Source organism: Streptococcus parasanguinis, assembly GCF_001073155.1.
Lineage (GTDB): Bacteria > Bacillota > Bacilli > Lactobacillales > Streptococcaceae > Streptococcus > Streptococcus parasanguinis_D.
Map to the genome: position 1 here is coordinate 1 of NZ_JVEE01000052.1, position 25,649 is coordinate 25,649.

General features: G+C 39.5%; 19 protein-coding genes and 3 pseudogenes. 17 read left to right on the forward strand and 5 right to left on the reverse strand.

Translation table 11 applies throughout. The annotated features are described in order from the left end of the window. Positions 1-866, reverse strand: an 866-nt coding sequence (locus ADH92_RS09395; protein WP_049498214.1) for an ABC transporter transmembrane domain-containing protein, incomplete at its 3' end; no start/stop codon positions are given. Between the two features lie 233 nt (positions 867-1,099). Here ADH92_RS09395 and ADH92_RS10710 point away from each other — a divergent pair. The 3 genes and pseudogenes from ADH92_RS10710 to ADH92_RS09405 form a co-directional block, all read left to right on the forward strand. Then, positions 1,100-1,243, forward strand: a complete 144-nt coding sequence (locus tag ADH92_RS10710; protein WP_275043256.1) for an NADAR domain-containing protein — start codon at positions 1,100-1,102, stop codon at positions 1,241-1,243. A 132-nt stretch (positions 1,244-1,375) separates the two neighbouring features. Further along, entirely contained in the window at positions 1,376-1,585 is a 210-nt protein-coding gene (locus tag ADH92_RS09400; protein WP_049498215.1) for a hypothetical protein, read from the forward strand. Between the two features lie 6 nt (positions 1,586-1,591). Beyond that, positions 1,592-1,975, forward strand: a pseudogene (locus ADH92_RS09405) (transposase); the annotation flags it as partial. A 120-nt stretch (positions 1,976-2,095) separates the two neighbouring features. Here ADH92_RS09405 and gshAB read toward each other — a convergent pair. Continuing rightward, positions 2,096-4,360, reverse strand: a complete 2,265-nt coding sequence (gshAB, locus tag ADH92_RS09410; protein ID WP_049498216.1) for a bifunctional glutamate--cysteine ligase GshA/glutathione synthetase GshB — start codon at positions 4,358-4,360, stop codon at positions 2,096-2,098. Between the two features lie 333 nt (positions 4,361-4,693). Here gshAB and ADH92_RS09415 point away from each other — a divergent pair. Together ADH92_RS09415 and ADH92_RS11475 are read left to right on the forward strand one after the other, a co-directional pair. After that, positions 4,694-4,948: pseudogene (locus tag ADH92_RS09415) on the forward strand (hypothetical protein); the annotation flags it as partial. Positions 4,949-5,396: 448 nt separating this feature from the next. After that, positions 5,397-5,501, forward strand: coding sequence for a hypothetical protein (locus ADH92_RS11475; RefSeq protein ID WP_229040342.1), 105 nt, complete (start codon positions 5,397-5,399; stop codon positions 5,499-5,501). Between the two features lie 43 nt (positions 5,502-5,544). Here ADH92_RS11475 and ADH92_RS09420 read toward each other — a convergent pair whose 3' ends face one another. Continuing rightward, entirely contained in the window at positions 5,545-6,915 is a 1,371-nt protein-coding gene (locus ADH92_RS09420; RefSeq protein ID WP_023918433.1) for a sensor histidine kinase, read from the reverse strand. After that, the gene (locus ADH92_RS09425) at positions 6,912-7,610 is read right to left on the reverse strand and encodes a response regulator transcription factor (protein ID WP_002892257.1); all 699 of its coding nucleotides are present in this window, start codon (positions 7,608-7,610) and stop codon (positions 6,912-6,914) included. Before ADH92_RS09425 ends, ADH92_RS09420 begins: the two co-directional genes overlap by 4 nt. A 222-nt stretch (positions 7,611-7,832) precedes the next feature. Between ADH92_RS09425 and ADH92_RS09430 the strand changes: the two genes are divergently transcribed. The 12 genes and pseudogenes from ADH92_RS09430 to trxA all read left to right on the forward strand — a co-directional run bounded on the left by ADH92_RS09430 (position 7,833) and on the right by trxA (position 23,973). Further along, positions 7,833-8,744 (forward strand): ABC transporter ATP-binding protein, encoded by a 912-nt coding sequence (locus ADH92_RS09430; RefSeq protein ID WP_023918432.1) that lies wholly within the window; start codon positions 7,833-7,835, stop codon positions 8,742-8,744. Positions 8,745-8,749: 5 nt separating this feature from the next. Then, the gene (locus ADH92_RS09435) at positions 8,750-9,499 is read left to right on the forward strand and encodes an ABC transporter permease (RefSeq protein ID WP_049498217.1); all 750 of its coding nucleotides are present in this window, start codon (positions 8,750-8,752) and stop codon (positions 9,497-9,499) included. After that, the gene (locus ADH92_RS09440; protein ID WP_049498218.1) at positions 9,496-10,224 is read left to right on the forward strand and encodes an ABC transporter permease; all 729 of its coding nucleotides are present in this window, start codon (positions 9,496-9,498) and stop codon (positions 10,222-10,224) included. The genes ADH92_RS09435 and ADH92_RS09440 overlap by 4 nt, the downstream gene beginning before the upstream one ends. 912 nt (positions 10,225-11,136) lie before the next feature. Then, positions 11,137-11,871, forward strand: coding sequence for an ABC transporter ATP-binding protein (locus tag ADH92_RS09450; protein WP_049498219.1), 735 nt, complete (start codon positions 11,137-11,139; stop codon positions 11,869-11,871). Between the two features lie 12 nt (positions 11,872-11,883). After that, on the forward strand, positions 11,884-13,899 hold the full coding sequence (locus ADH92_RS09455; RefSeq protein ID WP_023918422.1) for an FtsX-like permease family protein: 2,016 nt from the start codon (positions 11,884-11,886) through the stop codon (positions 13,897-13,899). Positions 13,900-13,979: 80 nt separating this feature from the next. Beyond that, positions 13,980-15,554 (forward strand): sensor histidine kinase, encoded by a 1,575-nt coding sequence (locus ADH92_RS09460; protein WP_023918420.1) that lies wholly within the window; start codon positions 13,980-13,982, stop codon positions 15,552-15,554. After that, entirely contained in the window at positions 15,535-16,131 is a 597-nt protein-coding gene (locus tag ADH92_RS09465; protein ID WP_023918418.1) for a response regulator transcription factor, read from the forward strand. Before ADH92_RS09460 ends, ADH92_RS09465 begins: the two co-directional genes overlap by 20 nt. A gap of 278 nt (positions 16,132-16,409) precedes the next feature. Then, positions 16,410-16,901: pseudogene (locus ADH92_RS11535) on the forward strand (NADAR family protein); the annotation flags it as partial. Between the two features lie 90 nt (positions 16,902-16,991). Continuing rightward, on the forward strand, positions 16,992-18,029 hold the full coding sequence (locus tag ADH92_RS09475; protein ID WP_049498220.1) for a M42 family metallopeptidase: 1,038 nt from the start codon (positions 16,992-16,994) through the stop codon (positions 18,027-18,029). Positions 18,030-18,424: 395 nt separating this feature from the next. Beyond that, a complete protein-coding gene (locus ADH92_RS09480) occupies positions 18,425-20,410 on the forward strand; it encodes a peptide ABC transporter substrate-binding protein (protein WP_049498221.1) in 1,986 nt (661 codons plus the stop codon). Positions 20,411-20,530: 120 nt separating this feature from the next. Continuing rightward, positions 20,531-23,560 carry a CocE/NonD family hydrolase gene (locus ADH92_RS09485; RefSeq protein WP_049498222.1) on the forward strand — a complete coding sequence of 1,010 codons (3,030 nt, stop codon included), beginning with the start codon at positions 20,531-20,533 and terminating at the stop codon, positions 23,558-23,560. Positions 23,561-23,658: 98 nt separating this feature from the next. Beyond that, on the forward strand, positions 23,659-23,973 hold the full coding sequence (gene trxA, locus ADH92_RS09490; RefSeq protein WP_049498223.1) for a thioredoxin: 315 nt from the start codon (positions 23,659-23,661) through the stop codon (positions 23,971-23,973). 188 nt (positions 23,974-24,161) lie between these two features. Here the strand turns inward: trxA and ADH92_RS09495 are convergent, their stop codons facing one another. Beyond that, on the reverse strand, positions 24,162-25,643 hold the full coding sequence (locus ADH92_RS09495; protein ID WP_080978990.1) for an alpha-amylase: 1,482 nt from the start codon (positions 25,641-25,643) through the stop codon (positions 24,162-24,164). Positions 25,644-25,649 lie beyond the last annotated feature (6 nt).

Here is a 25,649-nt window from a genome sequence, read left to right on the forward strand (position 1 = left end):
TTTACCGACTCCAACATTTGCAGATCGTAAAGGATTTCTTGAATTGGTTCTGAGAAGGCTGTAATATAACCAAAACTTGCAACCACCTCAGGGATACCAATTTGATGATGATATAGAGAGTAAGCTAGATAGGAAAAGAGAATAAGGCTAATGAATTCAAAAGAAATACCCGTCAAGAGAATACCTGTAATTTTAGTCAAACCATACCCAAGATACTTATCCTGCAAGTTTTTGAGAGAACTTCTTTGTTGCTCTATAAAATGAGGTAGAGTGAGTTTGTTAACTAGGTGATGTCCTCGGAATAGATCCTCCAAGGTCCGATAATAATCACCTTGCTTTTCAAGATAGGTCTGTCTACGCTTCGCAGTCAATTGACCAACGATCTTTGGAATTTGAATACTGATAGCCGTTGAAATCAGTAGGATCAGCGCCACTATAGGATTGATCGTTCTGGTAATAATGATGGTATAAATCAAAATTCGTAGAATCTGCTTAAAAAAACTCATCAATGGAGGTAGATAATCTTTTTCCAGTGAATCAAGATCATTAGATTGATAAGAAATGTATTCTGCGACTGTTTTCTGCTTGAAATCATGGTGGGCAAGTCCTAAAAGAGATTGAAACCAATCGTTCTTTAGATTTGTCGAAAAGAGAATGGCCTGTTTCCAGTCAAGTCGCATTTGGATGTAGTTGCAAGTTAGGTAACCTATAACTGCGATGCAATAACCTGCCAAAGCTATTTGAAAGCGGCCACGAATTAACTCTTGTGTAAAGTATGGAAGAAGAGCAGTACAAATATTGGACAGTCCGCTAAAGAGAAAATTAAAGAAAAGATACCAGCGCAGAGGCTTAAGGTATTGAAGCATAGACGAAACTCCTTGATAAAGCTATAACATAAAACTGATAATGAAATAATGGCACTGTTGCATCAATGAGCAAATAGGGGCATAATTTAGAAACTTTTATTTTTGTAAAATATAACTAAATTATAGCATATGATGAAGTCAGTTTATTAATTTGAAAGAAGTTTTTCCATGTGTTTCTCAAAAAAATTTGATATTAGGATGATTCTGTAGGCGTGTTCATTTAAACAAAAGAATTGCTAGCAACAGGAGATGCCATCCTCATCGAACATACACGAAATGACGACTACTGGGCTGATGGGGGAGATGGCTCTGGAAAGAACAAACTAGGCCTTCTCTTAATGCAAGTACGGGAAGAGTTGAAAAACTCTATCCTGTAAGATCTCTCTTCTAGCTATTCCATTTAACAGTCTGGGTTTGGTATAACAGTCAACTAGATAGTTACAATGATCAACAGGAGATATTCCTGAAGGTGTAATGGAAGATATTAGTGAAAAGATCGGAGAACATACATGAAATATAGTAAACTAGGCTGGGAAGAAGTTAGTAAGTTTGAGGAAATAAAAGGTTATGGACAACCTATTTGGCGACATCATGAGAAATATTTTTTTGTTACAGATGAAGGGGGAATAGCTGAACAGAGGGTAGTCTATGAATTACCATTAGAACTATTTCAATCACCCTACCAAGTTTTTCTGAGTTACTTGAAAAGTCTAACTTAATTTGACAATTTAGGCAATAAAGAAATCCTAGACAAGCTTTTGAGCTATTCAGAAGACTTGAAATACCACTATAATCTCTATCAGCTCTTGCTTTTTCACCTTCAGAATAAGGAACCAGAGAAATTTTTTGGACTCATTGAAGACAATATAAAGAAGGTTCATTCTCTTTTTCAGACTGTCTTTAAAACATTTCTAAAGGACAAAGGGAAAATCATCAATGCCCTTCAGTTATCCTATTCCAACGCAAAATTGGAAGCGACTAATAATCTCATCAAACTTATCAAACGCAACGCCTTTGGTTTTCGGAACTTTGAAAACTTCAAGAAGCGAATTTTCATCGCTCTGAATATCAAAAAAGAAAGGACGAAATTTGTCCTTTCTCGAGCTTAGCTTTTCTTCAACCCACTACAGTTGACAAAGAGTCGTAGATTTTAGGTATTTACCTTGTCTACTTAAGAGGTATCATATCATCGAGATAAAGGTGATTTGTTTGTTCCTAAGAATGAGGTTTTAGGTTTGACTTGTGGCAACTTCTGGAAAAAGCTTGTCTAGGATTTTTGGAGTGATAGCTTGTCCAGGACCTTCAGCACAATAGGTGTGAATATACATAGCGGGATTGAAGTTGAGCTCGATACAAGTGCAATGAGGTTTTTCCTTGCTAGCAGGCTGAGTTTTATCTGGAATGATGAGGTCAACCCCGCAAGCCCAGGCCCCCATGCTAGTTGCCATAGCTGCTGCCAATTCTTGGTAAGAGGAATCTATTGTCTCAGTGACATCAATAGAGTCACCACCCGTAGAGATGTTGGAGTTACGGCGGAGATTGACCTTTTTCCCTTCTGGGAGAATATCATCAGGTGCATAACCTTGCTGAGTCAACATCAATTGTTCGATGTCTCCTAGCTTAATGATTTCCAGAGGTGAGCGGTGGTCACGGCCTCGCAATGGATTGGCATTTTTCTGAGCGACTAATTCACGAATGGTGTGTTTGCCATCACCGACAACATTAGCAGCGACACGAAGGAGGACAGACTCACAACGCCCGTCCAGAATGAAGAAACGGTATTCGGTTCCTGGGATAAATTCTTCAACAAGAACAGCTGTATCTTCTGCAAAGGCAATCTCGAGAGCTTTCTTATAGTTATCAAGGCTGGCAGGCTCTTGGAAAATGGAAATGCCCAGCCCGAAGTTGGTTGATTTTGGTTTAACCACAATTTGCTTGCCCTTGATAAGAGGATAGTAGGCTAGACCTTGTTCTAGACTGGTAAATTCGTCGCCGGCAGGGACAGGGAAGCCAGCATCAGCCAGGATTTTTTTGGTCACGGTTTTATTAGCCATGGCAAGAGGAACTACATAGTTGTCTTTTGAGGTCATGTTACCATTTTTGACGTACTCAACATGATCTTTATGCCAGAGTTTAAGGAATTGATCCTGCTCATCTAGGATTTCAAAATGAAGCCCTTTTTGAATGGCATCAAAGAGCAGCATCTGGGTAGAAAGTTCCATCTCCTCATAACCCTTAAGGGCATAGTGGGCAGTCCAGTCGTAATCATGATAGGCAAGCGCCTTGTCAAGGGCAAAGTCAGAAAGGGACTTGTCTTTGATATGAGGAAGAAGTTGAGCAGCTAGTGTCTGACTGGAATCTGCAAAGGCATCTTTAACTTGTTTGACCAGACCTTGATGATAGTCACCAAGCCCAAAATGTTGCACCAGTTGGTATAGAGCTGTCGTAATGTTCTGAGTTTCAGCTTCAGAAGGTAGAGGTTCTAAAGGATGAGAGAGGGCAATTTTTTCATTCAGCGCGTGACCTTGAGCCAGAGCCTGATCAACATTTTCAGGGGCATCCAGCCAGAGGAAGGCTAGAAGGAGTAGGTGTACGGTATCCATGGTAGTTTGGCTAATACCGATACGCTCAAAGGGGTTGAGGTCGAAGTTACGGAATTCTAGGTAGGTGATTCCCTTGTCAAGGAAGGAGCGATTAACCTTTTGTCCACGGAAACGAACAGCCGAGTAAAATTCCTTTTCCGCAATCAAATCACCTTGTTCGATATAGTTTTCGATGGCAGAGACATAGTCTTCTAGGCTTGCAAAAGATACTTGTATTTCTTCCTTATTGACATAACCATGGTCGCTGTTTCGGAAGGAACGAACGAGTTCTGGCACTTCTTGGTCGAAGAAGCCTTGCTCAGCAACAGGTGCAGCACCAAAGAGATAGGTAATCACCCAACGATAGCGCAAATAGTTCTGAGCCAGCTTAAGATAGAGGGCGTTTTTGAAAGCAATTATATCAATCTGGTCACTTTCTTGGAATAGGGCTTCAACCAAATCTTTCCCTAGTTCCATATTATAGTGGATACCTGAGATAGCTTGTAGTTTAGTTCCGTATTTTTCGGCCAGGTAGTTACGATAATGGCGTTCAAATTCATTTTCCAGTTGGGCAACTTGGATTTCTTGGGCGTTGATACGAGGAGGCATGGACAAGGGCCAGAGAAGTTCATCTTTACTGATGGAACGTCCAGCTACATCGGTAATGGCTCCAAGAAATCGACGAGCCTCAGTGGTAGATTTAGCAACTGGTGTGATGAGTTCCATCTGAAACTCACAAAAATCTGTTTGAATATAAGGGTGGAAACTTCGAGCTCCTAGGCAGGAAGGGTGAGGCGTATGTGCTAATTTTCCCTGTCTATCGACACGAAGACTTTCTCGTTCAATTCCAAAGTTAGCTTGAAGGATAGGGCTAGTAGGCTCCAGCTTTTGAAGCAGTTGATTTATAGTCATAGAGTCACCTTTTCATCTAATGTTAGTGATAGTCTATTATAAATAGGAGAAGAAAACAACTTTCCGCTACGGTTAAGGGGAATTTCCGAATGTTTTAGATAAGAATTCTTAAAACTAGTTGCTTTTTAGCTCTATTATATGCAAAAATTGTAAAATATCCACCGATTTTTATGTAAAATGTTATTTCTCTTGCAATTTAAATCAAATTAGCCTATACTAATGACGTATATATGAGAACGAAAGAATCCCTAGGGTCGGCACTGCACTCATAAAATGAGACACAAGAAAACACTCTGTTGAAATCTGGTAAACCAGAAACAGGAGTGTTTTGTTATGGTCAAAAAAGCATATTCGGTAGAAACTAAGCTAGCCTGTATCGAAATGAAGAAGGCAGGCAAATCAAATAAAGTTATCATGGATACCCTCAGCATCAAAAATGCTAGTCAGGTCAAGAACTGGTTGCGATGGTATCAGAATGATGAATTGTACCGTTTCTACCAACCCGTGGGGAAACAATATACTTATGGTAAAGGGATGAAACAGTTATCTGAAGTGGAACAGTTACGTTTGCAGGTAGAATTACTAAAAAAGTATCAGAGCTTGATAAAAGAATCGACAAAGTAAGTCTTATCAAGCTAGTAGAAGAGTATAAGAAAACGTGCCCTGTATCTATTATTTTAGAATGTTTCGGCGTCAAACGCTCCACCTTTATCGCTGGAAACAGGAGTGTAAGAATTCTCAGAAAAGAGGCGAATAGCAGATAATGGCTGTATCGAATGGTTTCACTCTGTTCTCAAGTCTGAAACCTTCTATCTCCATAAGTGGAGAAACATAACTGAGGTAGTATAACAGATATTGTCAAAAATTACATCATATTTTATAATGAAACTAGAATTCAACAAAAATTGAATGACCAGTCCCCTGTAGAGTACAGAGAATTGGTCGTAGAAGGGGTCCAGCAACCGAAGGGCGCTAGCCTTCAAATTTTCCTCCCAAAATGTGTCCAAAATATTGACAGAATTCCAACACAGAAGATTTGGCACAGAATGGATTATTTGGTTTTACGTCTTTCTTTATCCTCTTTAACCTTGCTTTGCTTGTCTTGGCAGGCTGGGTAGGGTATAAGTGGAAGATAAGATGAAAAAAATGGAGAAAACTCTAATGGTTCTTCTCCATTTTTTTATCTAATTGGTAATGTTGAAAATCGGAAGTGAAATGATACTTTCAAAGAATTCATTTTGGACACTAGCAAATGAAATAGAGCCCTGATGCAAATCAACAATTTGTTTTGAAATTTTTAGCCCAATTCCAGTCGTTCTAATTTTAGAAATATCAATGCTTTTAAAAGATAATTCATTAAGTTCAGCAATTTTTTCTGGTGAAGCTCCCTGTCCATTATCTTTGATTTCGACAATTACATTTGTATCTTTTTTGAATAAGTGGATTCTTATTGTGCAACCCTTTTCGTTATGTAAAACAGAGTTGTAGATGATATTATGGATAACTCTTGTGATTAAAAACTGCTCAATCATGATAGATTGATTAACAAGTGAATCATCGTAATCAAATTCAAATTCAAAATCATTCCAGATTTCTTGATTTAAAATATGGATGAGAATGTCTTTGAAGAAGGGGATAATTTTTGTTTCAGTCTGATTTAATTGAAGATGACCGGATGAAAGGCGAGCTACTATATTTAGATCATTTAAAATATTTTGGATGTAATAGGATTCCGTCAATATTGGGGGAATATGTTTTTTAGACTGTGCATCTAGTTCAGAATCATTTAACAAGGACGCGTTAGAAATGATGACAGAAAGAGGTGTTTTGATATCGTGTGCAATACCTGAAATCCATTGCTCTTTAAAGACTTCATTCTCTTTGAGTAGAGTATCGGTTTGATTAATTGCAGTTGTAAGATATTCTAGTTCTGATATAGAATTTATTGGATTTTTCAGACCATCCGGGAGATTCTGAATAGCAGTTACAAGAGGCGCAATTTTACGATTGATATGCGTCACACCATAGTAGTAAAGAAAAGCGAAATAAAGGCAGTTGAAAAGCAATACTCCAAATGCTACTAGTGGAATCAAGCGAATACTATCTATATCTAAGTAATTATAACTATAACGAGCGATTTTATCTTTTGGAAAACCAACAACAATGATGTAGTCACCTTTTATCTGACTAAAAACAGGATAATCTGAAAGATAATAGCGAGAAAACTGTAAAATGTCCCCATAGTCAAATTGCGAAGGAACTTCTGTAGGTTTATACTGTTCGTACACTTGTTTTCCAGTCTGCTTATCCAATACCATGAGCCATAACTTTTGTTCTTTTAGACTAGAAATATCATTTCTAGGTATGTGGACGTTATTTTTTGTGATGGTAATGTGTTCAGAAATTATTTTCACAGTCTCAGTAGCAGTTTGCTTTTCCTTAATGTAGAAAACAAAACTGGCAATTAGAAGAATATTGGTAATAAAGATAATGATGGAAAAAAAGATAAATTTCTTTAGTGAATACCTTAAAATTTTGGTTTGGTTCATAATCATGATAACAATTTATATCCCAGCCCTTTAGCTGTCTTTAAATATTGAGGTTTTGAAGGATTTTCTTCTATTTTTTCTCGAATTTTCCGAATATGTACAGTCAAAGTGTTTTCATAACCAAAGCTATCCACTCCCCAAATCGTATCACAGAGAGATTCGGTTGAAACGATGTAATTTTTATTATCGTAAAGTTTTTTCAAAATCTGAATTTCAATTGGCGTAATAGAAATTTCTGCTCCATTTTTTTGTACTGTTGCATTCCGAAAACTCACCAAAGTCTGTCCAATCTGTATTGCTTCCTGTTCTGATTTATAGCTTCTTCGGAGCAGAGCCATAATACGATAGATAAGATTTTTTGGAATGAAGGGTTTCATGACATAATCATCACCACCAGCATTGAAACCAGCTACCTCATCTTCAGGATTATTTTTGGCAGTCAGAAAGAGGATAGGTGTATCGCCTTTTTTTCGGATATGTTTTGCTAATGTGTAGCCATCACCATCGGGGAGCATAATGTCCAAAAGGAAAAGGTCGAACTGCTCTGTTTCAATCATGTCCAAACTAGATTCTATATCATAGGCTGATGTTAGATTGGAAAATCCGTAGGCAGTGAGAATATCTCTTATGGAAGAGTTTAAAATTTTATCGTCATCAATGATAAGGATGTGCTTATTCAGGAGCTGTTGTTCGAAATTCATAATCTTACCTCGCTTATCTATATTATACCATTTAAAAGAGTGAAAAAAGAAAGATACTTTAATCTTAATGTAAAATTAAGGTTAGCTTAGTTTAAAATTAATCTAGCATGTCTATAATAAAGACATAACCTAGATAGAGATACTTCTCAAATAAATTTTAATCAGTGAGGTATTTCCAAATGGCTAAACAACAAATGAATCTCGTTGAGGAGGAAGTTCATAATGATTAGTAATGTTTTACAGATAAAAAACTTACAAAAGGGATTTAAGGACACTCAGGTAGTTAACCTCAGTTCCTTATCAGTTCAACAAGGTGAGATTTATGGTTTTCTAGGTCCAAATGGAGCTGGGAAAACAACCACCATGAAGATGATTTTGTCTTTGATTTCTCGTACAGCTGGGGAGATTGAAGTGTTCGGTCAACCCATAGATACGGACAAGCAGTATCTTAATCAGATTGGCTCTATGATTGAAGAACCGTCTTATTATCCTAATTTGACAGGCTATGAAAATCTCTTGGTCTTCCAAAAGATCCTTGGATTTGATAAGAAAAATATTCAGGAAACCTTGAAAATTGTGGGGTTAGATCAACCTAAAAACAAGAAAAAATTGGTTAAAGATTATTCTCTGGGTATGAAACAGCGTTTGGCTTTAGCCTTTGCCTTAGTCAAGAAACCACGTTTGTTGATACTGGATGAGCCAACCAACGGGCTAGACCCAGCAGGGATTCATGAAATTCGGGAACTGATTATCAAGTTGGCAAAAGAACAGGGCATTACTGTCTTCATCTCTACCCATATCCTTTCTGAAGTAGAGCATATCGCTGACCGTGTAGGGATTATCAATCATGGTCAACTCGTTTACGAGGGAGAAATTCGTAAAATTCAGTCCAATAAATGGCTGGAAGTGCGTGGGGATTTTAGAGATCGACGTGAAGTCATTAGCCAAGTGTTATTTGGTTATCCGTGCAAGATGTTAGAGATACAAGAGGATAAACTCAAGCTGACTAACCTTGCCGATCAGCAGATTTCTAGTTTGTTACGAGATTTAATAGTCGAGAAAGTTCCAATTTATGAAGTGAAGCAAGAACAAGAAACCTTGGAATCTATCTTCCTTAACTTAACCAAGGAGTGAGTCTTATGTTGAATAATTTGTCTATTGAATTGCTCAAGGCAAAACGAACCAAATCCTTCCTCATTAGCATACTAGTTATGGGAGTCGGATTTGCTTGGGCAATTGCAGCCGCTACACGTTACCTAAGTAATCCAGACATGCACCAGATTAACCTAATTTTCTATATGATAAAAGAAGTAAATGGCTTGATTCTCCCTATCGTGATTGCTCTCTTTGTATCCCGGATTGTCAAGAACGAGAAGGAGGGCAACACTTTCAAACTGCTTTTGGCAAATGGTGAAAATGTACGGCATATCTTTCTGAGTAAGCTTGGCCTGACTATGTTCGTTTTGACCTTTCTCGCTATTTTGGAGGGAGTAGTAGTCCAGTTGATTGCAAACTTTTCTGGTCTAGAAATGCCTGTTAGCCTAATCCTCTGGCAAATCGTCATTTTCTTGCTAGCATCTTTTGTCTTAACCTGTCTGTTTTTGACTTTGCAGTTTTTACTGAAAAAGCAGGCATTGATAATGGCATTAGGGATTTTCGGAGGATTTCTTGGATTTGGATTTGGTCATGCAACAGCTTTTCTACAGCTGATTTTCCCATTTGGTGGTATAGCATATCTGTCTCTGGTGGATTACCAGAAAGTCGCCAGTCAAGTGAGTTATGTTTTTGCGACAAATCTAGGATTTAAACTCTTTACATATTTGCCAATAGCCCTAATCTATCTCTTCTTATCTCTCTATCTAGTTGAAAAGAAAGGAGGCAAGCTATGATGTCTTATCTATCAGTAGAATGGCGGAAAACCCAAAAATTTTCCATGTTGATGATTGGTATTTGCTTCTTAGCTTTTTGTAGCCTGATTGGTCTTGGGATTTACTTTGGTTCAGCTTATTCTATGGTTGCAGAAAGTGAAAAAGTGCCTGTTTTATGGGGACAATTGACCTTCTATTATAGCCAGCTTTTCTTTCCGATTTTGGTTAGCCTTTATGTAGCCATGATGTTAGGAAAAGAGTTTGATAGAAAAAATATTGAATTTCTCAGAGCTAATAATGTCAGTCTTGGGAAATTATTGTTGGCAAAAGAAATAGTAATTATCTTGTTTATTGCTGTTTTACAGTTGTTCTTGTTTGGTATTTTTTATGTCAGTGCTCACTTAGCTCATTTAGAAATTTCTAATTTGTTCACCTACCTCAAGTGGGATTTATTGGGGATTTTTGGAACAATTAGTATGATGGCAGTGCAGTTTTTTGTGACAGCTAAAACTCGTGTTTTCAGTAAATCTGTGGGAATTGGTGCTATTGGTACTTTCATAGGATTTATGATGATTTTTGTATCAGATAAATTATCTTTAATCTATCCCTACTCCCAAGCTATGGTGGCAATGAGGTCACGGAATTTGATTGACTTTAATTTAGTGGAAATATTGCTGTTTATCATTGTAAATATTCTTCTGTGGGGGATTTTTCATACATTGAGTAATAAAGAATTGCATAAGTAATGCGAAGACTCTTCGGAGTCTTTTTCTTGTGATAAAAGCTCCAAGCTTTATCTGGTATGCTTGACCTACTTTTTAATTGGGCACTATAAAAATTTTTCTCGAAAATAAGAAACTTGCACGATTTACTCATTACTTAGCCAATACTAGAGTTTATACTAGTTACTGTAATGATGATCATCTAAAAGAAGGAAGGAGGCAACCTTATGTCTAAAAATACAAGTCGTCCAGAGATTGATTCTCTAAGTTTCGAGGTTGAAAACCAAGAACTTTCCGGGAAATCAGGAGCTAGTGGTGCATAGCTTTTAAAATGACACTAGCAGGTCGCTGTGGATTGTGTTTCACCTGTTCCTATGAGTATACGAGAAATAATGTTTGTTGTTAGATAAAACAAAAGGAAAATTCTTGAGTTTTATTACAAAACATTGACAACACTTTGATTTGGTGTTATATTTACGAGGAGAAATACAAATGAAACAAGACCATTTTGAGATTGATTCTTTGGATTATGAAATTAATAGCCAAGAGTTAAATATTAAATATACTGCTGGGTGACGTACGACTGTTAGATTAACAGTACAAGGTCGCTGTGGTTAGTGGTTTACACATTCTTATGAATTTACTTCGCCAAACGTGCGCTGTGGATAAAACTCTCTATTTTTTGACAGGAGGATAAAATGGAAGGAATTATTGGAACACTAGAATTCTATGCACCTGTACTGGTCTTAGGAGTTATTGTCATAGGGATTGTTTACTTTATGAAAAAAAGAAACGATCGCAAATAATCAACATCGACCGATACCTGAAAAAGGCATCGGTTTTTTATAACTTGAATATATTGCACAAAATACTCATGGAAAACCTTGAAAGAAACCGTATTATGAGAGAGTAATAAAGAAACGGAGGAATGAAATGATGAAACAGCTTATTGTGACAGGATTAACGAAAACATTTGGTCAAGGAGATAATATCGTTCATGCTTTATTAGATGTGAACTTGTCCGTTGAAAAAGGTGAATTTCTGGCAATTATGGGGGCTAGCGGTAGTGGAAAAACAACACTCCTCAACTGTATTTCAACGATTGATAAACCAACATCAGGTGAGATTCGATTTGAAGATTTTGATATCATCCATGCCAAGGAAAATGAACTAGCTGACTATCGTGCTAAAAACATTTCCTATATTTTCCAAGCCTACAACTTGGTGGAAACCTTGACGGTCTATGAAAATATCGTTCTACCTCTTCAAATTCAGGGGAAAAATATCAAAAAACATCAGGATAAGATTGTGGAAATTATGGATAAGTTGGCCATCCAAAACTTAAAAGATAAGTTTCCTAATCAGTTATCAGGTGGTCAGCGACAACGTGTGGCAACTGCTAGAGCCTTGATTGATGATTCTAAACTGATTATCGCAGATGAGCCGACAGGAGCCTTGGACTCTGCCAATTCTGAAAAACTGATGGCGCTTTTGCAGGAAATCAATAAAAGTTTTGGTATTACCATTTTACTGGTTACGCATGACCCTGCTGCAGCAAAGTATTCCTCACGGATGGTGCTACTTAGCGATGGAAAGATTATGGATGATTTGGAACGTAACAGCTTATCTAATGAACAGTATTTGCAAGAGATTTACAGCCGTACCAGATAGGAGGATGAGAGTATGTATCTAAAATTGATTTTACGAAATGTATTTCGAAATTTACAGACCTATACCATCTATTTTTTCAGTCTGACCTTGATTTATAGCTTGCTCTACGCTTTTAATGCTTTACCAAGCCATCCGGTGATGCAAAGTTTATCAGGAGCAAAGGAAATGTTGACGACGGTGATGAGTCAGTACATGGGCTTGCTTTCCTATCTGATTCTATCGGCGATTGCCTTTCTCGTCGTTTATTCCACAAACTTCGTCCTGGGACGGCGCAAGAAAGAGCTGGGACTTTATGCAACGCTGGGAATGAAGAAGAAGCAGATTATCCGTACCCTGTTCTTTGAAACCATGCTGGTCAATATCTTTTCCTTGATTCTAGGTTTCTTGCTTGGCTTGATTTTACTGGTCATTCTATCTAAGGTTGCATCTGAGTTTTTTATGGCCAATTACTTTGGTAGTCTGCTTTTTTTTGATAGCAAGTCTGTCATCTTACTAGTTTATTCCTATTTGGTAACCAGTTTTATTGTTGGTGTCATGGACATTCTTACCTTTAGAAAGCAAAATATCATTGCACTCATTCAAGAAAATGGGGTCAAGAAATCTGTCTTGGCAAAAGGCAAGCCAGTTCTTCAAGCACTTCTCTTTATTCTTTCGACAGCTGTTATCGGTTTTGGTGCTCTCTATTTTTCAGACTATCACCATCTATCACTCTTGAAAAGTTGGGGTATCTTGCTGGTATCTGTCTTCGTGATTTTTGTGATTTTATTTTACAATACCTTGAGCCATTTTATCTTGGTTTCCCTTAGAAAACTGCCTCAAACCTACTATAACAAACTAAACAGTTTTAAAATTCGTCAATTTTCAAAACAAGCTGATAGTAATTCGGTCACGTTGGCTGTCTTATCCTTGACCTTGACCCTGGCTCTCAGCTTACTAGTTTTTAGTGGTAGTGCCTATACGACTATGAACCGAGAGCTGAACAAATACTCACCTTATGATGTAACTGTCAATCTCTATCGTGGTCAGGAGTTCCAGTTTTCTCAGGAATCTGTCAAAGACAGATTAAAAGCAGATGGATTTGACTTTAACCTCATCAAAGAGGAGTACAGCTATCCTATCTATTCTAGTGATTTAATCTATAAAGATTTGATTGATACTAGCAATCTCTGGGCGCATGATAAGGAACTTCCTGAATCAAAAGTACCGATTTTAGGAATTTCTGCCTACAATCATCTCCGCAAACTGCAAGGGGAAAAAGCGGTTGACTTGGCAGATAACCAATTTCTGGTCAATGCTAACTATAAAGGAACTGCCAAGCAGATTCAGGACTTTCTATTAACGACAAAAACTCTCATGATTAACGGTTATTCTCTTAATCTTGCGTCTTCAAAGCCGCTTGAAACAGTTTACTTTTTATCGTCAGTGGGTACAAATGACACAGGAACCTTAATTGTACCAGATAAGGTAGTAGTTGGATTGACGGAAGACCACACGACCTATGTTGCCAATTTCAAAGAAAATATCGACAAACGGAAAGTAGAAACATTCTTAAGTCAGTGGATAGAAAAATACTACTTCACTCGTGATGGAGCAGAGTTGAATCCGTTCACCTATCAAACCAAAGGAAGAATTTTTGAGATTTATCTTGGATTTATGGGCGTCATTGTCTTTGTCATGATTTTTGTCAGTGTTATTTTTATCATTATTTCCCTCAGTATATTGTCCCTTCAAACTTCTACAAGTGCTTTGGATAGTGTCAATGATTATCAAATCTTATATCTTCTCGGGAATAAGAGGAAGCAAAATCGCTCTATTCTTTTGCAACAGATTCTAAGTTATTTCTTGGTTCCGCTGGTCATCGCAGGTCCGCTAGCATTTGCCTTGAGTACCGCTCTTTTGGGCTATTTTGAGAATTTCGCTAATACCAGCATTTCTATTGATATCACCTATCTGGGAGTAGCGGTTTTACTCTTTGTCCTTTACTTGCTAGTGACTTACAGAGTAAGTTGGCAAATTATTGAAAATTAAGTCAAATACCAGAGTTGCCTATCCTGCAATTCTGGTATTGTGTTATAATAATATTAAAGTAGTTCAGGAAGTAGATACATATGAAACAGTTTGTCAAATTGTTCTCGAAAAACTCACTTTTATTGTGGTGGTTGACGATTTTGAATCATCTAGCTTTAATGATTTATATTTATCATAGGATCCCTCTGGACTTTTCGACAGATTTTTCCTTGCAGATGGTTTTATTGCTGATTATTGCTTTAATTGTATTTAGCTATATTTGTAATATTGTGACCTTTCGGTATAGTGAGTTGAAACTTTGGTTGCTCCTGATGATGTTTCTCATTAGCTGGCAATCCATATTTAATCAAGGAGTTGCGAGCACCCTGTTGCACTTTTTTGATATTCTTCATCCGCTCAACTCTTTTTTATTGGTGTATAGTTCTCTGTCTATTATCTTTCTGGGAGAGAAAATAGGAGAAGAACTGTTGAGTGTGTCCTTTGTGTTGACACTAATCACCATTAGTTCATATCTGTTAAGTCCTTCAATTTTTCTATTTCTATCCTTGTTTGCGTCTTTCTTTTTAAACCTTGTTCCCTTGATTTTACTGATTTTATATCATAAAGAGTTGAAAAGTAAACTCAAGTATCAGAGACGAAATTTGTGGATATTAGCTTTGATATTGCCTCTTTCTTATTTCTTTTTGTATATCAATACGAGGGGCTCAGGAGTGATGAACCTAGTCTGGTATCTGGAAATTGTTGGCATTTTAGCTTTTTTACACTTCAAAACAATTATCAGCTCTCTTCAAAAAAAGGTATCAGAGTTAAAATTGTCCTATATAAAAGCTTTTTCACGCTTGTTTTTACTGGTTATGTTTTTGTTAGTAGGCATTTTCATCATCTTTCGTCTAGATTTAAACACGAGCTTTTTGGTCTTGAATATCATGTTACTATTGTTCGGGATTTGTTCGGAAGAATTGATTCGCCTCTTTCGTTCTGCTGAAATGCTAGATTCTGGGGATTATGTAAAAGTTCTCTTTTTAAAGCGTAACCGTATGGTGAAAAATCTGCTGGCAAATGAAGATACAGAACAACAGTTCTCCGAATTTCTTCACAATGAAATCCTGCAAAATGTTATGGCAATAAAAAATTTCAATAAATATAGTAGCAATCAAGTTTTTGGTGAACAGATCAATCTGGTAACAGAGGAGTTGGTTCAGCGGATTCGTGAGCGGATGGATTATTATCAGCCAATGGTAGAAACAGACGAGCAGTTAGACATCCAGTATCAAGGGCTGATTAATCGGATTGTCAAACGCTATCACGCAGAAAATGAAGTAGTCACACAGTTTCCTGCCCACTTTAGGCTTTTATCTCCTTACGATAAAATTGCCTATCGTCTGGTTGAGGAGTTGGCGACCAATGCCGTTAAGTACGCTAGTGGTGGAAGGATTTCTTTGAAGATTGATGTGCATGATGACGCTATTTTTATCATTTCTGAAAATGACTGCCTTCAAACAGAAAAATCCTTAGGTTATGGCTTGAAAAATATGTCTAATAAAATTAGTGTTTTAGGTGGTCAAATGCAGCTTTTTGAAAATAATAAGAGATTTCGTGTAGAAATTACTCTCCCGATTGATAAGGAGTTGTGTTATGAAAATTTTATTAATTGATGATCATAAATTATTTAGCCAAAGTATCAAGATGATTTTAGAGTTATCGGAAAACATTAAAAAGGTCCAGTTAGTAGATAATTTTTCGACTATTTCGGAGATTACTTTTAATGACTACGACATTATTTTGATTGATATCAACCTGACGAGTCTGTATCAAGATGATGGGCTGACCTTGGCACAAGAGATTATCGACAATGGTTATTCTAGTAAGGTTGTGATTTTGACAGGTTACAGTAAAAAAATGTATGAACACCGAGCTAAAGTTATGGGGGCTTATGGCTTTCTGGACAAAAGTATGGACCCAGATGAGTTGGTGAAAAAACTGGAAAAGATTTATCTAGGTGGTAAGGTCTTTTCAGATGAAGTGATGGTAGAGGTGTTAACACCACGAGAAATCGAGATACTAGAACTGGTTAGAAATGGCTTGACCATTGATGATGTCTGTGACAAGGTCTATGTGAGTAAACGTACAGTTTCCAATCACTTGGCCAATATCTTTTCAAAATTGGGAGTGACTAACAGGCAGGAGGCGATTCACATCGCTGAGCAGTTGGGCTATTTTCCACCAGATTAAAAAGTTGCAGAAGATGCAGCTTTTTTAATTTATTTACAAAAATTGCACATATTACTCATTCTAATAAACAGTAAATTTGATAATCTATTAGTAATTAAGGAGGAAATCATTATGTCTATGATATCTGAAAAATGGTTTGTATAAAAAAATTTATCAGACGGATTACTAATTTTGTAAGTTATATTGGCCACCTTCGGGTGGCATTTTTACTTCTGTGATACTTTTTTCAAGCTTTATCTGGTATTCTTGACTTAGTTTTTATAGAAAGAAGGTCTAAGATGTTAAATAAAGTCAAAACTAAAGCCTTAATTAGTGTTGGAACAGTAGCTGCAACTAGCTTTATTCTCATGATGGGATATACTGCTGGTCAACATTCTACTGCTAAACAAAGTCGCAAAGAGATTGAATTGGCTGCAGCTAAACTTGTAGAGGATAAACAAGCAGAAGATAAAGCCAGCATTTTGTCATCAGATACTGTATTAGTACCCCAAATTAAAGAGGAAATTCGACAGATAGCATCTCCAATGGATGCTGCTTTAGAGGGACGCAATCGACAAAATCCCTTGAGACCAGATTGGGAAGAGGTCAAAGATGAGGTGATGCTTCAGGCCCTTCGAATGAAATTTAGTCAGAATCCAGACATTGCTAAAGAATTGATGGCGACAGGAGATGCCATCCTCATCGAACATACGCGAAACGACGCTTACTGGTCTGATGGGGGAGATGGCTCTGGGAAAAACAAGCTAGGCCTTCTCCTAATGCAAGTGCGGGAAGAGTTGAAAAACGCTAACCTGTAATCTCTCCTCTAGCTATTCCACCTATTTCATGCTAGAATAAAGAAAAACACATTTGGAGGCATTATGAATCAGACAGTGACTTATTTGCAGGAATTGACAGCCATTCCTTCACCGACCGGTTTTACACGGGAGATCGCAGACTATTTGGTCAAAACCATTGAAGGCTTTGGGTATGAGGTAACTCGGACTGCTAAGGGAGGCGTGAATGTGACCGTGCCTGGTGTAATCACAGACAAGCAACGCTATGTCACAGCCCATGTGGATACCTTGGGGGCTATTGTCCGCGCTGTGAAAGCAGATGGCCGCCTCAAGCTAGACCGTATCGGTGGTTTCCCTTGGAATATGATTGAAGGGGAAAATTGTACAGTCCATGTAGCCAATACAGGAAAGACCCATTCGGGGACAATTTTGGTCCATCAGACTTCTTGCCACGTCTACAAGGATGCGGGAACTGTCGAGCGGACTCAGGACAATATGGAAGTCCGTCTGGATGAAAAAGTGACCAATGAAAAAGAAACCCGTGCCCTTGGCATTGAAGTGGGTGACTTTGTCAGCTTTGATCCCCGGACCATTGTGACAGATACTGGCTTTATCAAATCTCGCCACTTAGATGACAAGGTGAGTGCGGCGATTCTCTTGAATCTTCTGCGCGTGTACAAGGAAGAGAAGATCCAATTGCCAGTAACGACCACCTTTGCCTTTTCAGTCTTTGAAGAAGTGGGGCATGGGGCTAATTCAAGTATTCCGGCTGAAGTAGTCGAATACTTGGCAGTGGACATGGGAGCTATGGGAGACGACCAAGCGACGGATGAATACACGGTATCCATCTGTGTCAAAGACGCTTCAGGACCGTATCACTACGAGTTCCGTCAGCATTTGGTAGCCTTGGCAAAAGCCCAAGAAATCCCTTATAAGTTGGACATCTATCCTTTCTATGGATCAGATGCCTCTGCAGCCATGAGCGCAGGAGCAGAAGTGAAACACGCTCTTCTCGGGGCAGGGATCGAATCTAGCCACTCATATGAGCGGACCCACTTGGATTCTGTAGTCGCAACAGAGCGCATGGTCGATGCCTACCTCAAGAGCGAATTAGTAGATTAAAAATAACAACTATATTACGTAGTGGTTTAGACTGAAGAGAGAGTTGTTTTAGAAACTTTCCTTAGGTGAGTACGGACGTCAGCGAACTTCTACGAAGTTCCATGACTTAGTTTTGAACCTAAAGTTTCAAAACTCCCGAGTGCCTGAAACAAATGTGTTTCAGGCACCTATCTCACAGCGGAAAGTTTCGTTATACTTTTGTTTGGGTCTAAAATCAATTATTTCAATTATTATAAATCGCTATGTCACTTGATTTTAAAAGGATTTGATTCTATTCAGAACTACTCTCCGGAGTAGTTTTTTAAAAGACTAAAATTTTCTGAAAATTCCTTTTCTTCTGAAAATCTTTGTGGTATAATCTTAAAATAAACTTAAAATTTCTTAAGGAGTTTTACATGAAAAAAAGAAATGTCATTGCACTTGCGGGAGTTGCCCTCCTTTCAGCAGGTATCCTAGCAGCTTGTTCTGGAGGTTCTAAATCATCTAGCTCAAGCAACGGCCAAAAATTCTCATATGTCTATGAGACTGAGCCAGAAAACCTAAACTATATCACATCTGGTAAAGCAGCAACCCACGATATCACTGGAAACTTGATTGATGGTTTGTTTGAAAATGATAAATACGGGAACTTGATTCCATCTCTTGCAAAAGATTGGACAGTTTCGCAAGATGGCTTGACTTATACTTATAAACTTCGTGATGATGCTAAATGGTATGATTCAGAAGGCGAAGAGTATGCGGATGTAACAGCTAAAGATTTCGTCACAGGGATCAAATATGCGGCTGATAACAAATCAGAAATGCTCTACATCATCCAAGATTCTATCAAAGGCTTGAATGACTACGTTAGTGGTAAAAATAAAGATTTCTCAGCTGTAGGAGTAAAAGCAGTTGATGATCATACCCTTCAAATCACTTTGAACCAACCAGAATCTTACTGGAACTCTAAATTGACTCTTGGGATCACTTTCCCTGTCAACGAAAAATTCGTGAAATCAAAAGGGGATAAATTCGCTCAAGCAAGTGATACTAGCTCTCTTCTTTACAATGGTCCTTACATCTTGAAGAGCTTTACTTCAAAATCTTCTATCGAAATGACCAAGAATGAAAACTACTGGGATAAAGACAAGGTCTACATCTCAGATGTTAAATTGGAATTCTACGATGGACAAGACCAAAGTAAATTGGCCAAATCATTCGGAGAAAATGCTCTTAGCTTGGCCAAACTCTTCCCAACTGGATCTGGTTATTCAGAGCAAGCCAAAGAATTCAAAGACGAAATCACCTACACTCCTCAAGATGCTGCTTCTTATGTCATTGGTACCAACATCGACCGTCAATCTTACAAACACACAGCTAAGAAGACCGACGAAGAAAAACAATCTACTAAGAAAGCCCTCTTGAACAAGGACTTCCGTCAATCGATCAGCTTTGCCTTCAACCGTGAAGCTTATGCTGCTCAATTGAACGGAAAAGACGGAGCAAGCAAGATCATCCGTAACCTCTACATTCCACCAACATTTGTCCAAGCTGATGGTAAGACCTTCGGTGAAATGGTGAAAACACAATTGGATACCTACGGAGATGAGTGGAAATCTACTAAACTAGATGATGGTCAAAACGGTCTCTTCGATGCGAAGAAAGCGAAGGAAGAGTTTGCAAAAGCGAAGACCGCCTTGGAAGCAGAAGGTGTGAAATTCCCAATTCACATCGATATGCCTGTAGACCAAACGACTCCATCAAGAGTTCAACGGGTGCAATCTTTCAAACAATCAGTTGAAGAAGCGCTTGGTAAAGAAAATGTCGTTATCGATATCCAAATGCTTTCGAAAGAAGACCTTCAAAATGTGACCCTCTTTGCGCCAAATGCGGCTGGCGAAGACTGGGATCTCTCTGATAATGTTGGATGGAGCCCTGACTACCAAGACCCATCAACTTACATGGATATTTTGAAAGCTTCATCTGGTGAAAATACTAAGACTTTCCTTGGATTTGACCCAAGTGAAAACAATGAAGCAGCTAAAAAAGTTGGTCTGTACGACTTTGAAAAGATGATCAAAGATGCTGGTGCTGAAACACAAGACGTCAACAAACGCTATGAAAAATATGCGGCTGCGCAAGCTTGGTTGACTGATAGCGCCCTTGTTATGCCAACTTCTTCATCAACGGGACGTCCATTCTTGACACGTATCGAACCATTCTCAGCTCCATTTGCATGGACTGGTGGTAAAGGAAAAGACCACGTGATCTACAAAGGAATGAAACTCCAAGACAAAGCTGTGACAACTGCTGACTACAACAAAGCCCTTGAAAAATGGCAAAAAGAACAAGCAGAGTCAAACAAAAAAGCACAAGAAGATCTTAAGAAACACGTTAAATAAGAATCGATAACCGAGGCTGATGCCTCGGTTTTTTTGTGGGATCATTTGAATATCTATTTGATATAAAAACGCTTACATAGTATAATAGGAGTGTTGATTACAAAAAGTGAGGAGATTGACATGAAAAAGAAAACAATGGTTTCCATTGTCGCATCGAGCTTACTGATCGCGCCGATGGTCTTGCATCAAGTAGTAGCAGCAGACGAGCAAACGGAAGAGTTAGCCCCATCGACAGAAGTGGTCCATGCTCCATCTACTGAAGCAAGACCGACAACAAGTGACGCAAGTACTGCCACTAGTGAAGAAGCTGCAAGCTCGAATGTGGCATCGCTGGATCGGACGGCAGGTGCCAATCAAGTAGCCCCTGCACCAGAAGAACACACAAGACAAAGTGAGTCCTCTGTCCCAGTAGCAAGTCCAGCAGCAACAAACAGGGAAGCTGGACCTCAATCCGCTCCTACTTCAGAAGCTCCGGCAACAAGTCAGGATTTGGCAAAGGTCACAGGTAGCACCCTTGCAGCGGATCAGGCCTCTAAAGAGTTGACAGTCCAAGATGCTGTTAATGGCTTGCTTCAATGGGCAGCAACAGATCCTAGTCAATTGGGTCAAAGCCAAGCAGATCGCGAACGCTTTGCCAAGAGTTTAGGCTTGATTGAAAAATCAGAAGATCTGACTCGTAAGGTTAGTCAGCCAGAATTGGCCAAGATGTATGAAACAGCTAAGAAACTCTACGATGCCTACCGGGCTGAAAAGAAAAGTCCGCTCTTTTTAAATGGTCGTGCCCAGCCGATTTTCCCTTATACGACGGGAGAAAAAGCAGACCAAGACTACAAATATGAAGACAGCCAAATTGTACGCTTCCCTGTCTATGTCGAAACGGACTACGACACCGACGCAGATGGCAAGCCTGACTTAGTCAAAGCCATTGTTCAACTACCAAAAGCAGTAGCGCAAGGTGATTTTAAGGCAGCCACTATTCTGGAAGCGCGCCCTTACGTAGCGGGGACGCTTGATGAAAACTACGTGACCCTCGAAAGTTTGGGGCTTCCAACGGACGGTAGCTATGACATGAAGAAACTGCACAGCCAACCTGCAAAGAGACAGCCAGTAAGCAGTGAAACAACAGTAGAAGCAGCCAAAAAAGCCAAGGCATCGGATTGGTATTACTACAGTCCCTACGAGTATATCTATGACTACGAAGATCTGAACTGGTACGACTATTTCTTGGTCAGAGGCTATGCCTTTATCTCGAGTGCGGGACTTGGTACCAAGGGATCAGAAGGATTTAACACCACAGGTTCTGATCTCGAAATCAATGCCTTCAAGAATATCATCGAGTGGGTCAATGGCAAACGCAAGGCCTACACCGATAAGACTAGCAATGTTGAAATCAAGGCAGACTGGGCAACAGGCAATGTCGCTATGACCGGTCTCTCCTGGGCTGGAACCACGACCTTTGGTGTGGCAGCGACAGGCGTAGAAGGCCTAAAGACCATCGTTCCAGCAGCAGGGATTGCCTCTTGGTATGATTATTTCAATAGCCAAGGAACCCAGTTTGGCAATGCGCCTTATAGTGATCTTTCATGGCTCTCCCTCTACGTTAGCACGCGGATGTTGGACCAAGACGACTGGGCAGGGATTTGGCAAAACTATTCCAACTACATCAACCAATTGAACAAGGACCAGTACGCCCATGATCGTAACTACAGTGATGTCTGGAAGGAGCGGGATTATACCCTTCATCCGGAAAATCTCAAGACCAGCGCCCTGATCGTCCATGGCTTGAATGATGACAATGTCAAGACCAAGCACTTTGAACTTATGTACGATGCCCTCAAGAAAGCAGGACAAGATGTCAAGCTCTATCTTCACCAAGGAGATCACGTCTACCCAGCGGCTATGTCAAGGGGATACGGCATCACCGCCAAGGGCCAAGATTTCTATGACCTGCTCAATACCTGGCTGACCCATTACCTCTATGGAGTGGACAATCATGTCGAAAGCCTGCCAGCAGTTCTAGCTCAAAACAACTATGACCCAAGCAAGTGGACCACTTACGACAACTGGAAGAGTAACCAACGTCTCTTCTTGAATGCAAGCTCGAAACGGCTAGAAGAAACTATTTCTAGTGATTATGGGGCTGCTGGTGTCGAGATCGCTAACCGTAATGAAACAGTCAGCAAAGCCTCCTCTAAGGCCAATCTGACCTTCGTTTCTGATGTTACTGAGGACACTACGATCAAGGGGCACATCCCCGTTCATTTCAAGGCAGCTCTTGCCAAAGGTCAAGGAAAGAATTTCCAAATTAACGCCCTCTTGGTAGATGTGGCAGATGAGGACTTTGACGTGGTAGGAAATGGTAGCGTCAAGCAAGATAAAACAGCAGACGCTTTCTGGATGGGAAGCAATTTAAGCAACCTATCTGTTGCCGAATACGAAACCATCAAGACCAAGTACAAAGTGATTGCTAAAGGGTGGATCAACCTTGCGAACCCTGAGTCTGGCTACGATTCAGCAAGCTCACGAGCTAGCATCGAGCCTAAAGTGGGAGAATACCACGATTACACGGTTTATCTCCAACCAAATCTCTATACGGTTAAGAAAGGTCACAAGTTAGCGCTTGTTTTCAACACCTATGACCCATCTGATTTAACGGTGGAGCATCCATATGAAGTGACCTTTAAGACAGATTCTATCCAGGCGGCGATTCCAATTGTCGAAAAGACCCGCGCTCAAAAGGCAGCCTATGTACCGAGTGCAAGAGATACTGACTATGCGAAATTGCCAGAAATAGAAGGAGCTGCTCTAGTCGCTCCAGAAGTGCACTACAAGGAAGAATATACGCTTCCAAGCCCAGAATACTTTGTCCAACCAAGCCAAACTCTTCCTGAAACAGAAGAGCAGATGCAAAGAGAATCAGCAAGACAAGAGAAACCTCATCATACACTAGCTGTATCCTATGGCCCTCAATTTGTTTCACAAGGAATTGCAGAAGATCCTCAAGTTGCGACTTCTGCAGTAGGAGGAGATCAAGCAGACCATACGCTACCTCAAACAGGGAGCAAAGACCATGCTCTGGGTCTCTTAGGGGTGATCAGCCTAACAGCTTCTAGCTTCATCTTTTGGCGCAAAAAGAAAGAAGATGCCTAAGGAGTCCCCGTAGCAAATATTTCTAAAATGGCATTATTTAGTGTAAAATAAAAGTAGAAATGCAGAATCAGTAGATGCCTACTGAAAAAGGAGGAAATATGGCACACGTAATCACAGATGCAACTTTTGAACAAGAAACTAGCCAAGGACTTGTCTTGATTGACTTTTGGGCAACTTGGTGTGGCCCATGTCGCATGCAAGCACCGATCTTGGATCAGTTGGCAGAAGAAGTACATGAATATGATTTGAAAATCTGTAAGATGGATGTCGATGAAAATCCAAATACAGCACGTCAATTCGGTATCATGTCGATCCCAACTCTTCTATTTAAAAAAGATGGACAAGTTGTCAAACAAGTGGCTGGAGTTCATACGAAAGCCCAATTGAAAGAAATCATTGCAGAATTGAGCTAAAAAGAAGACTCGTTTTCCAAACTGGAAAACGAGTTTTTTTTTGCTCTTTATTTCTTTCAAATAGACGCGATACCCATTGACAGCGCTTTCTTATAGTGCTAAAATGAAGCTGTATTTCCTATAAAATTTTTACAGGAAAAAATTCTCCTAGGAAGATGTAGATCCTAGGAGAAAATTACGTATAAAGGTTATTGGCCCTCTGTATCTTGGGCTACCCAGACACTGACGGAGCGTTCTGCCACTGGGAATTCAGCAGTACCGTCTTCTTGGACTTGGACGGTTTCGCTACAATTTTCTAGTACATCGTAGTAGGTGAGGCCTGCGTAGGATGAGCCGATCTCCATGACTTTTGTAGTAGCTTGGTTATTGGAAATCAAGCAGGCGATGGGTGCTGATTCTTCTGAACCTGAACGTGTCCAACCGATGCAATTAGGATCATCGAAGTAGTCCGTTTGTTCCCCATAGGCCAGATCTTTACGAACCCATAAGAGACGATCGAGGACCTCTTGGAAACTTTCTTGCGCAAATTGGCCCTCGATACCGTAGTAGTCTCCATAGAAGACACAAGGCAAACCAGCTTCACGAAGTAAGATCAAGGCATAGGCTGCAGGCTTAAACCATTCTTGGATCGTAGATTCCAAGGCTTGCCCTCGTTGGGTGTCATGGTTGTCCACAAAGGTTACGGCCTGTTCAGGATGATTGAGCGCTAGTGTTCCATCAAAAATAGTTCGAAGGTCGAAATTTTCACCCTCTTGACTAGCTCTGAAGAGATTTTGGTGGAGGGCTACATCGATCAAGTCATACAAGTAGTCAATGCTTTCCAAGTACTCATCGTTGGTTTCTGTGTCGCCATTCCAAAATTCACCAAAGACGTAGAAATCTTCTCCATATTTTTTGGTGATATTATGAATGAAATTCTTCATAAAGAAGGAGTCAATGTGCTTGACGGCATCCAGACGGAAGCCTTCTACACCAGTCGTTTCGATAAACCATTCAGCCCATTGGTCGAGATTTTCTACAACTTCGGGATGTTTGAAATCGATATCGGCGTACATGAGGTAATCGTAGTTTCCGTTTTCCTTGTCTACCAGATCTCCATGAGCCCAACCTTTATTGTCCCCTTGGATTTGGTAGATCCCATTCTTATTGCGTGAAGCATCGTAGTCCGTACCGGTGAAGTGGTACCAATGCCAGTGGAAGTCATTATAGGCGCCATTTCGGCCATCAAAGGTGAATTTGGTCCATCCTTGAATGGTGAAGGGCTCAGTGAGGACCTTGTTTCGATCCATTGGATCCACCTCAACGACCTCGAATTCCTCTAAGCCATCGGCAGCAGCTTTATGGTTGAGAACGACATCGGCCATTGGTTGAATCCCTGCATCTTTGAGGGCTTGAATGGCTTGAAGATAATCATCTTTGAAGCCATATTTGGTGCGAACCGTTCCTTTTTGATCGAACTCGCCCAAATCAAAGAGGTCATAGACTCCGTACCCAACGTCATTGTTAGAAGTAGCTTTAAAAGCAGGCGGCATCCAGACTTTACGAATACCCAAGTCTGCTAAGTGTTGCGCATCTTCAGCAAGACGCGACCAATGGTTCCCATCAGCGGGCAAATACCACTCAAAATATTGCATTAAGGTTTGATTTTCCATTTTTATTTCTTCTTTCATGTGAAT

Coding starts and splice junctions, on each gene's coding strand:
- ADH92_RS09400 (WP_049498215.1), top strand. CDS start 1,376: ATGAAATATAGTAAACTAGGCTGGGAAGAAGTTAGTAAGTTTGAGGAA.
- ADH92_RS09450 (WP_049498219.1), top strand. CDS start 11,137: ATGAAACAGCTTATTGTGACAGGATTAACGAAAACATTTGGTCAAGGA.
- trxA (WP_049498223.1), top strand. CDS start 23,659: ATGGCACACGTAATCACAGATGCAACTTTTGAACAAGAAACTAGCCAA.
- ADH92_RS09440 (WP_049498218.1), top strand. CDS start 9,496: ATGATGTCTTATCTATCAGTAGAATGGCGGAAAACCCAAAAATTTTCC.
- ADH92_RS09495 (WP_080978990.1), bottom strand. CDS start 25,643: ATGAAAGAAGAAATAAAAATGGAAAATCAAACCTTAATGCAATATTTT.
- ADH92_RS09480 (WP_049498221.1), top strand. CDS start 18,425: ATGAAAAAAAGAAATGTCATTGCACTTGCGGGAGTTGCCCTCCTTTCA.
- ADH92_RS09425 (WP_002892257.1), bottom strand. CDS start 7,610: ATGAATTTCGAACAACAGCTCCTGAATAAGCACATCCTTATCATTGAT.
- gshAB (WP_049498216.1), bottom strand. CDS start 4,360: ATGACTATAAATCAACTGCTTCAAAAGCTGGAGCCTACTAGCCCTATC.
- ADH92_RS09455 (WP_023918422.1), top strand. CDS start 11,884: ATGTATCTAAAATTGATTTTACGAAATGTATTTCGAAATTTACAGACC.
- ADH92_RS09465 (WP_023918418.1), top strand. CDS start 15,535: ATGAAAATTTTATTAATTGATGATCATAAATTATTTAGCCAAAGTATC.
- ADH92_RS09475 (WP_049498220.1), top strand. CDS start 16,992: ATGAATCAGACAGTGACTTATTTGCAGGAATTGACAGCCATTCCTTCA.
- ADH92_RS09420 (WP_023918433.1), bottom strand. CDS start 6,915: ATGATTATGAACCAAACCAAAATTTTAAGGTATTCACTAAAGAAATTT.
- ADH92_RS09485 (WP_049498222.1), top strand. CDS start 20,531: ATGAAAAAGAAAACAATGGTTTCCATTGTCGCATCGAGCTTACTGATC.
- ADH92_RS09460 (WP_023918420.1), top strand. CDS start 13,980: ATGAAACAGTTTGTCAAATTGTTCTCGAAAAACTCACTTTTATTGTGG.
- ADH92_RS09430 (WP_023918432.1), top strand. CDS start 7,833: ATGATTAGTAATGTTTTACAGATAAAAAACTTACAAAAGGGATTTAAG.
- ADH92_RS09435 (WP_049498217.1), top strand. CDS start 8,750: ATGTTGAATAATTTGTCTATTGAATTGCTCAAGGCAAAACGAACCAAA.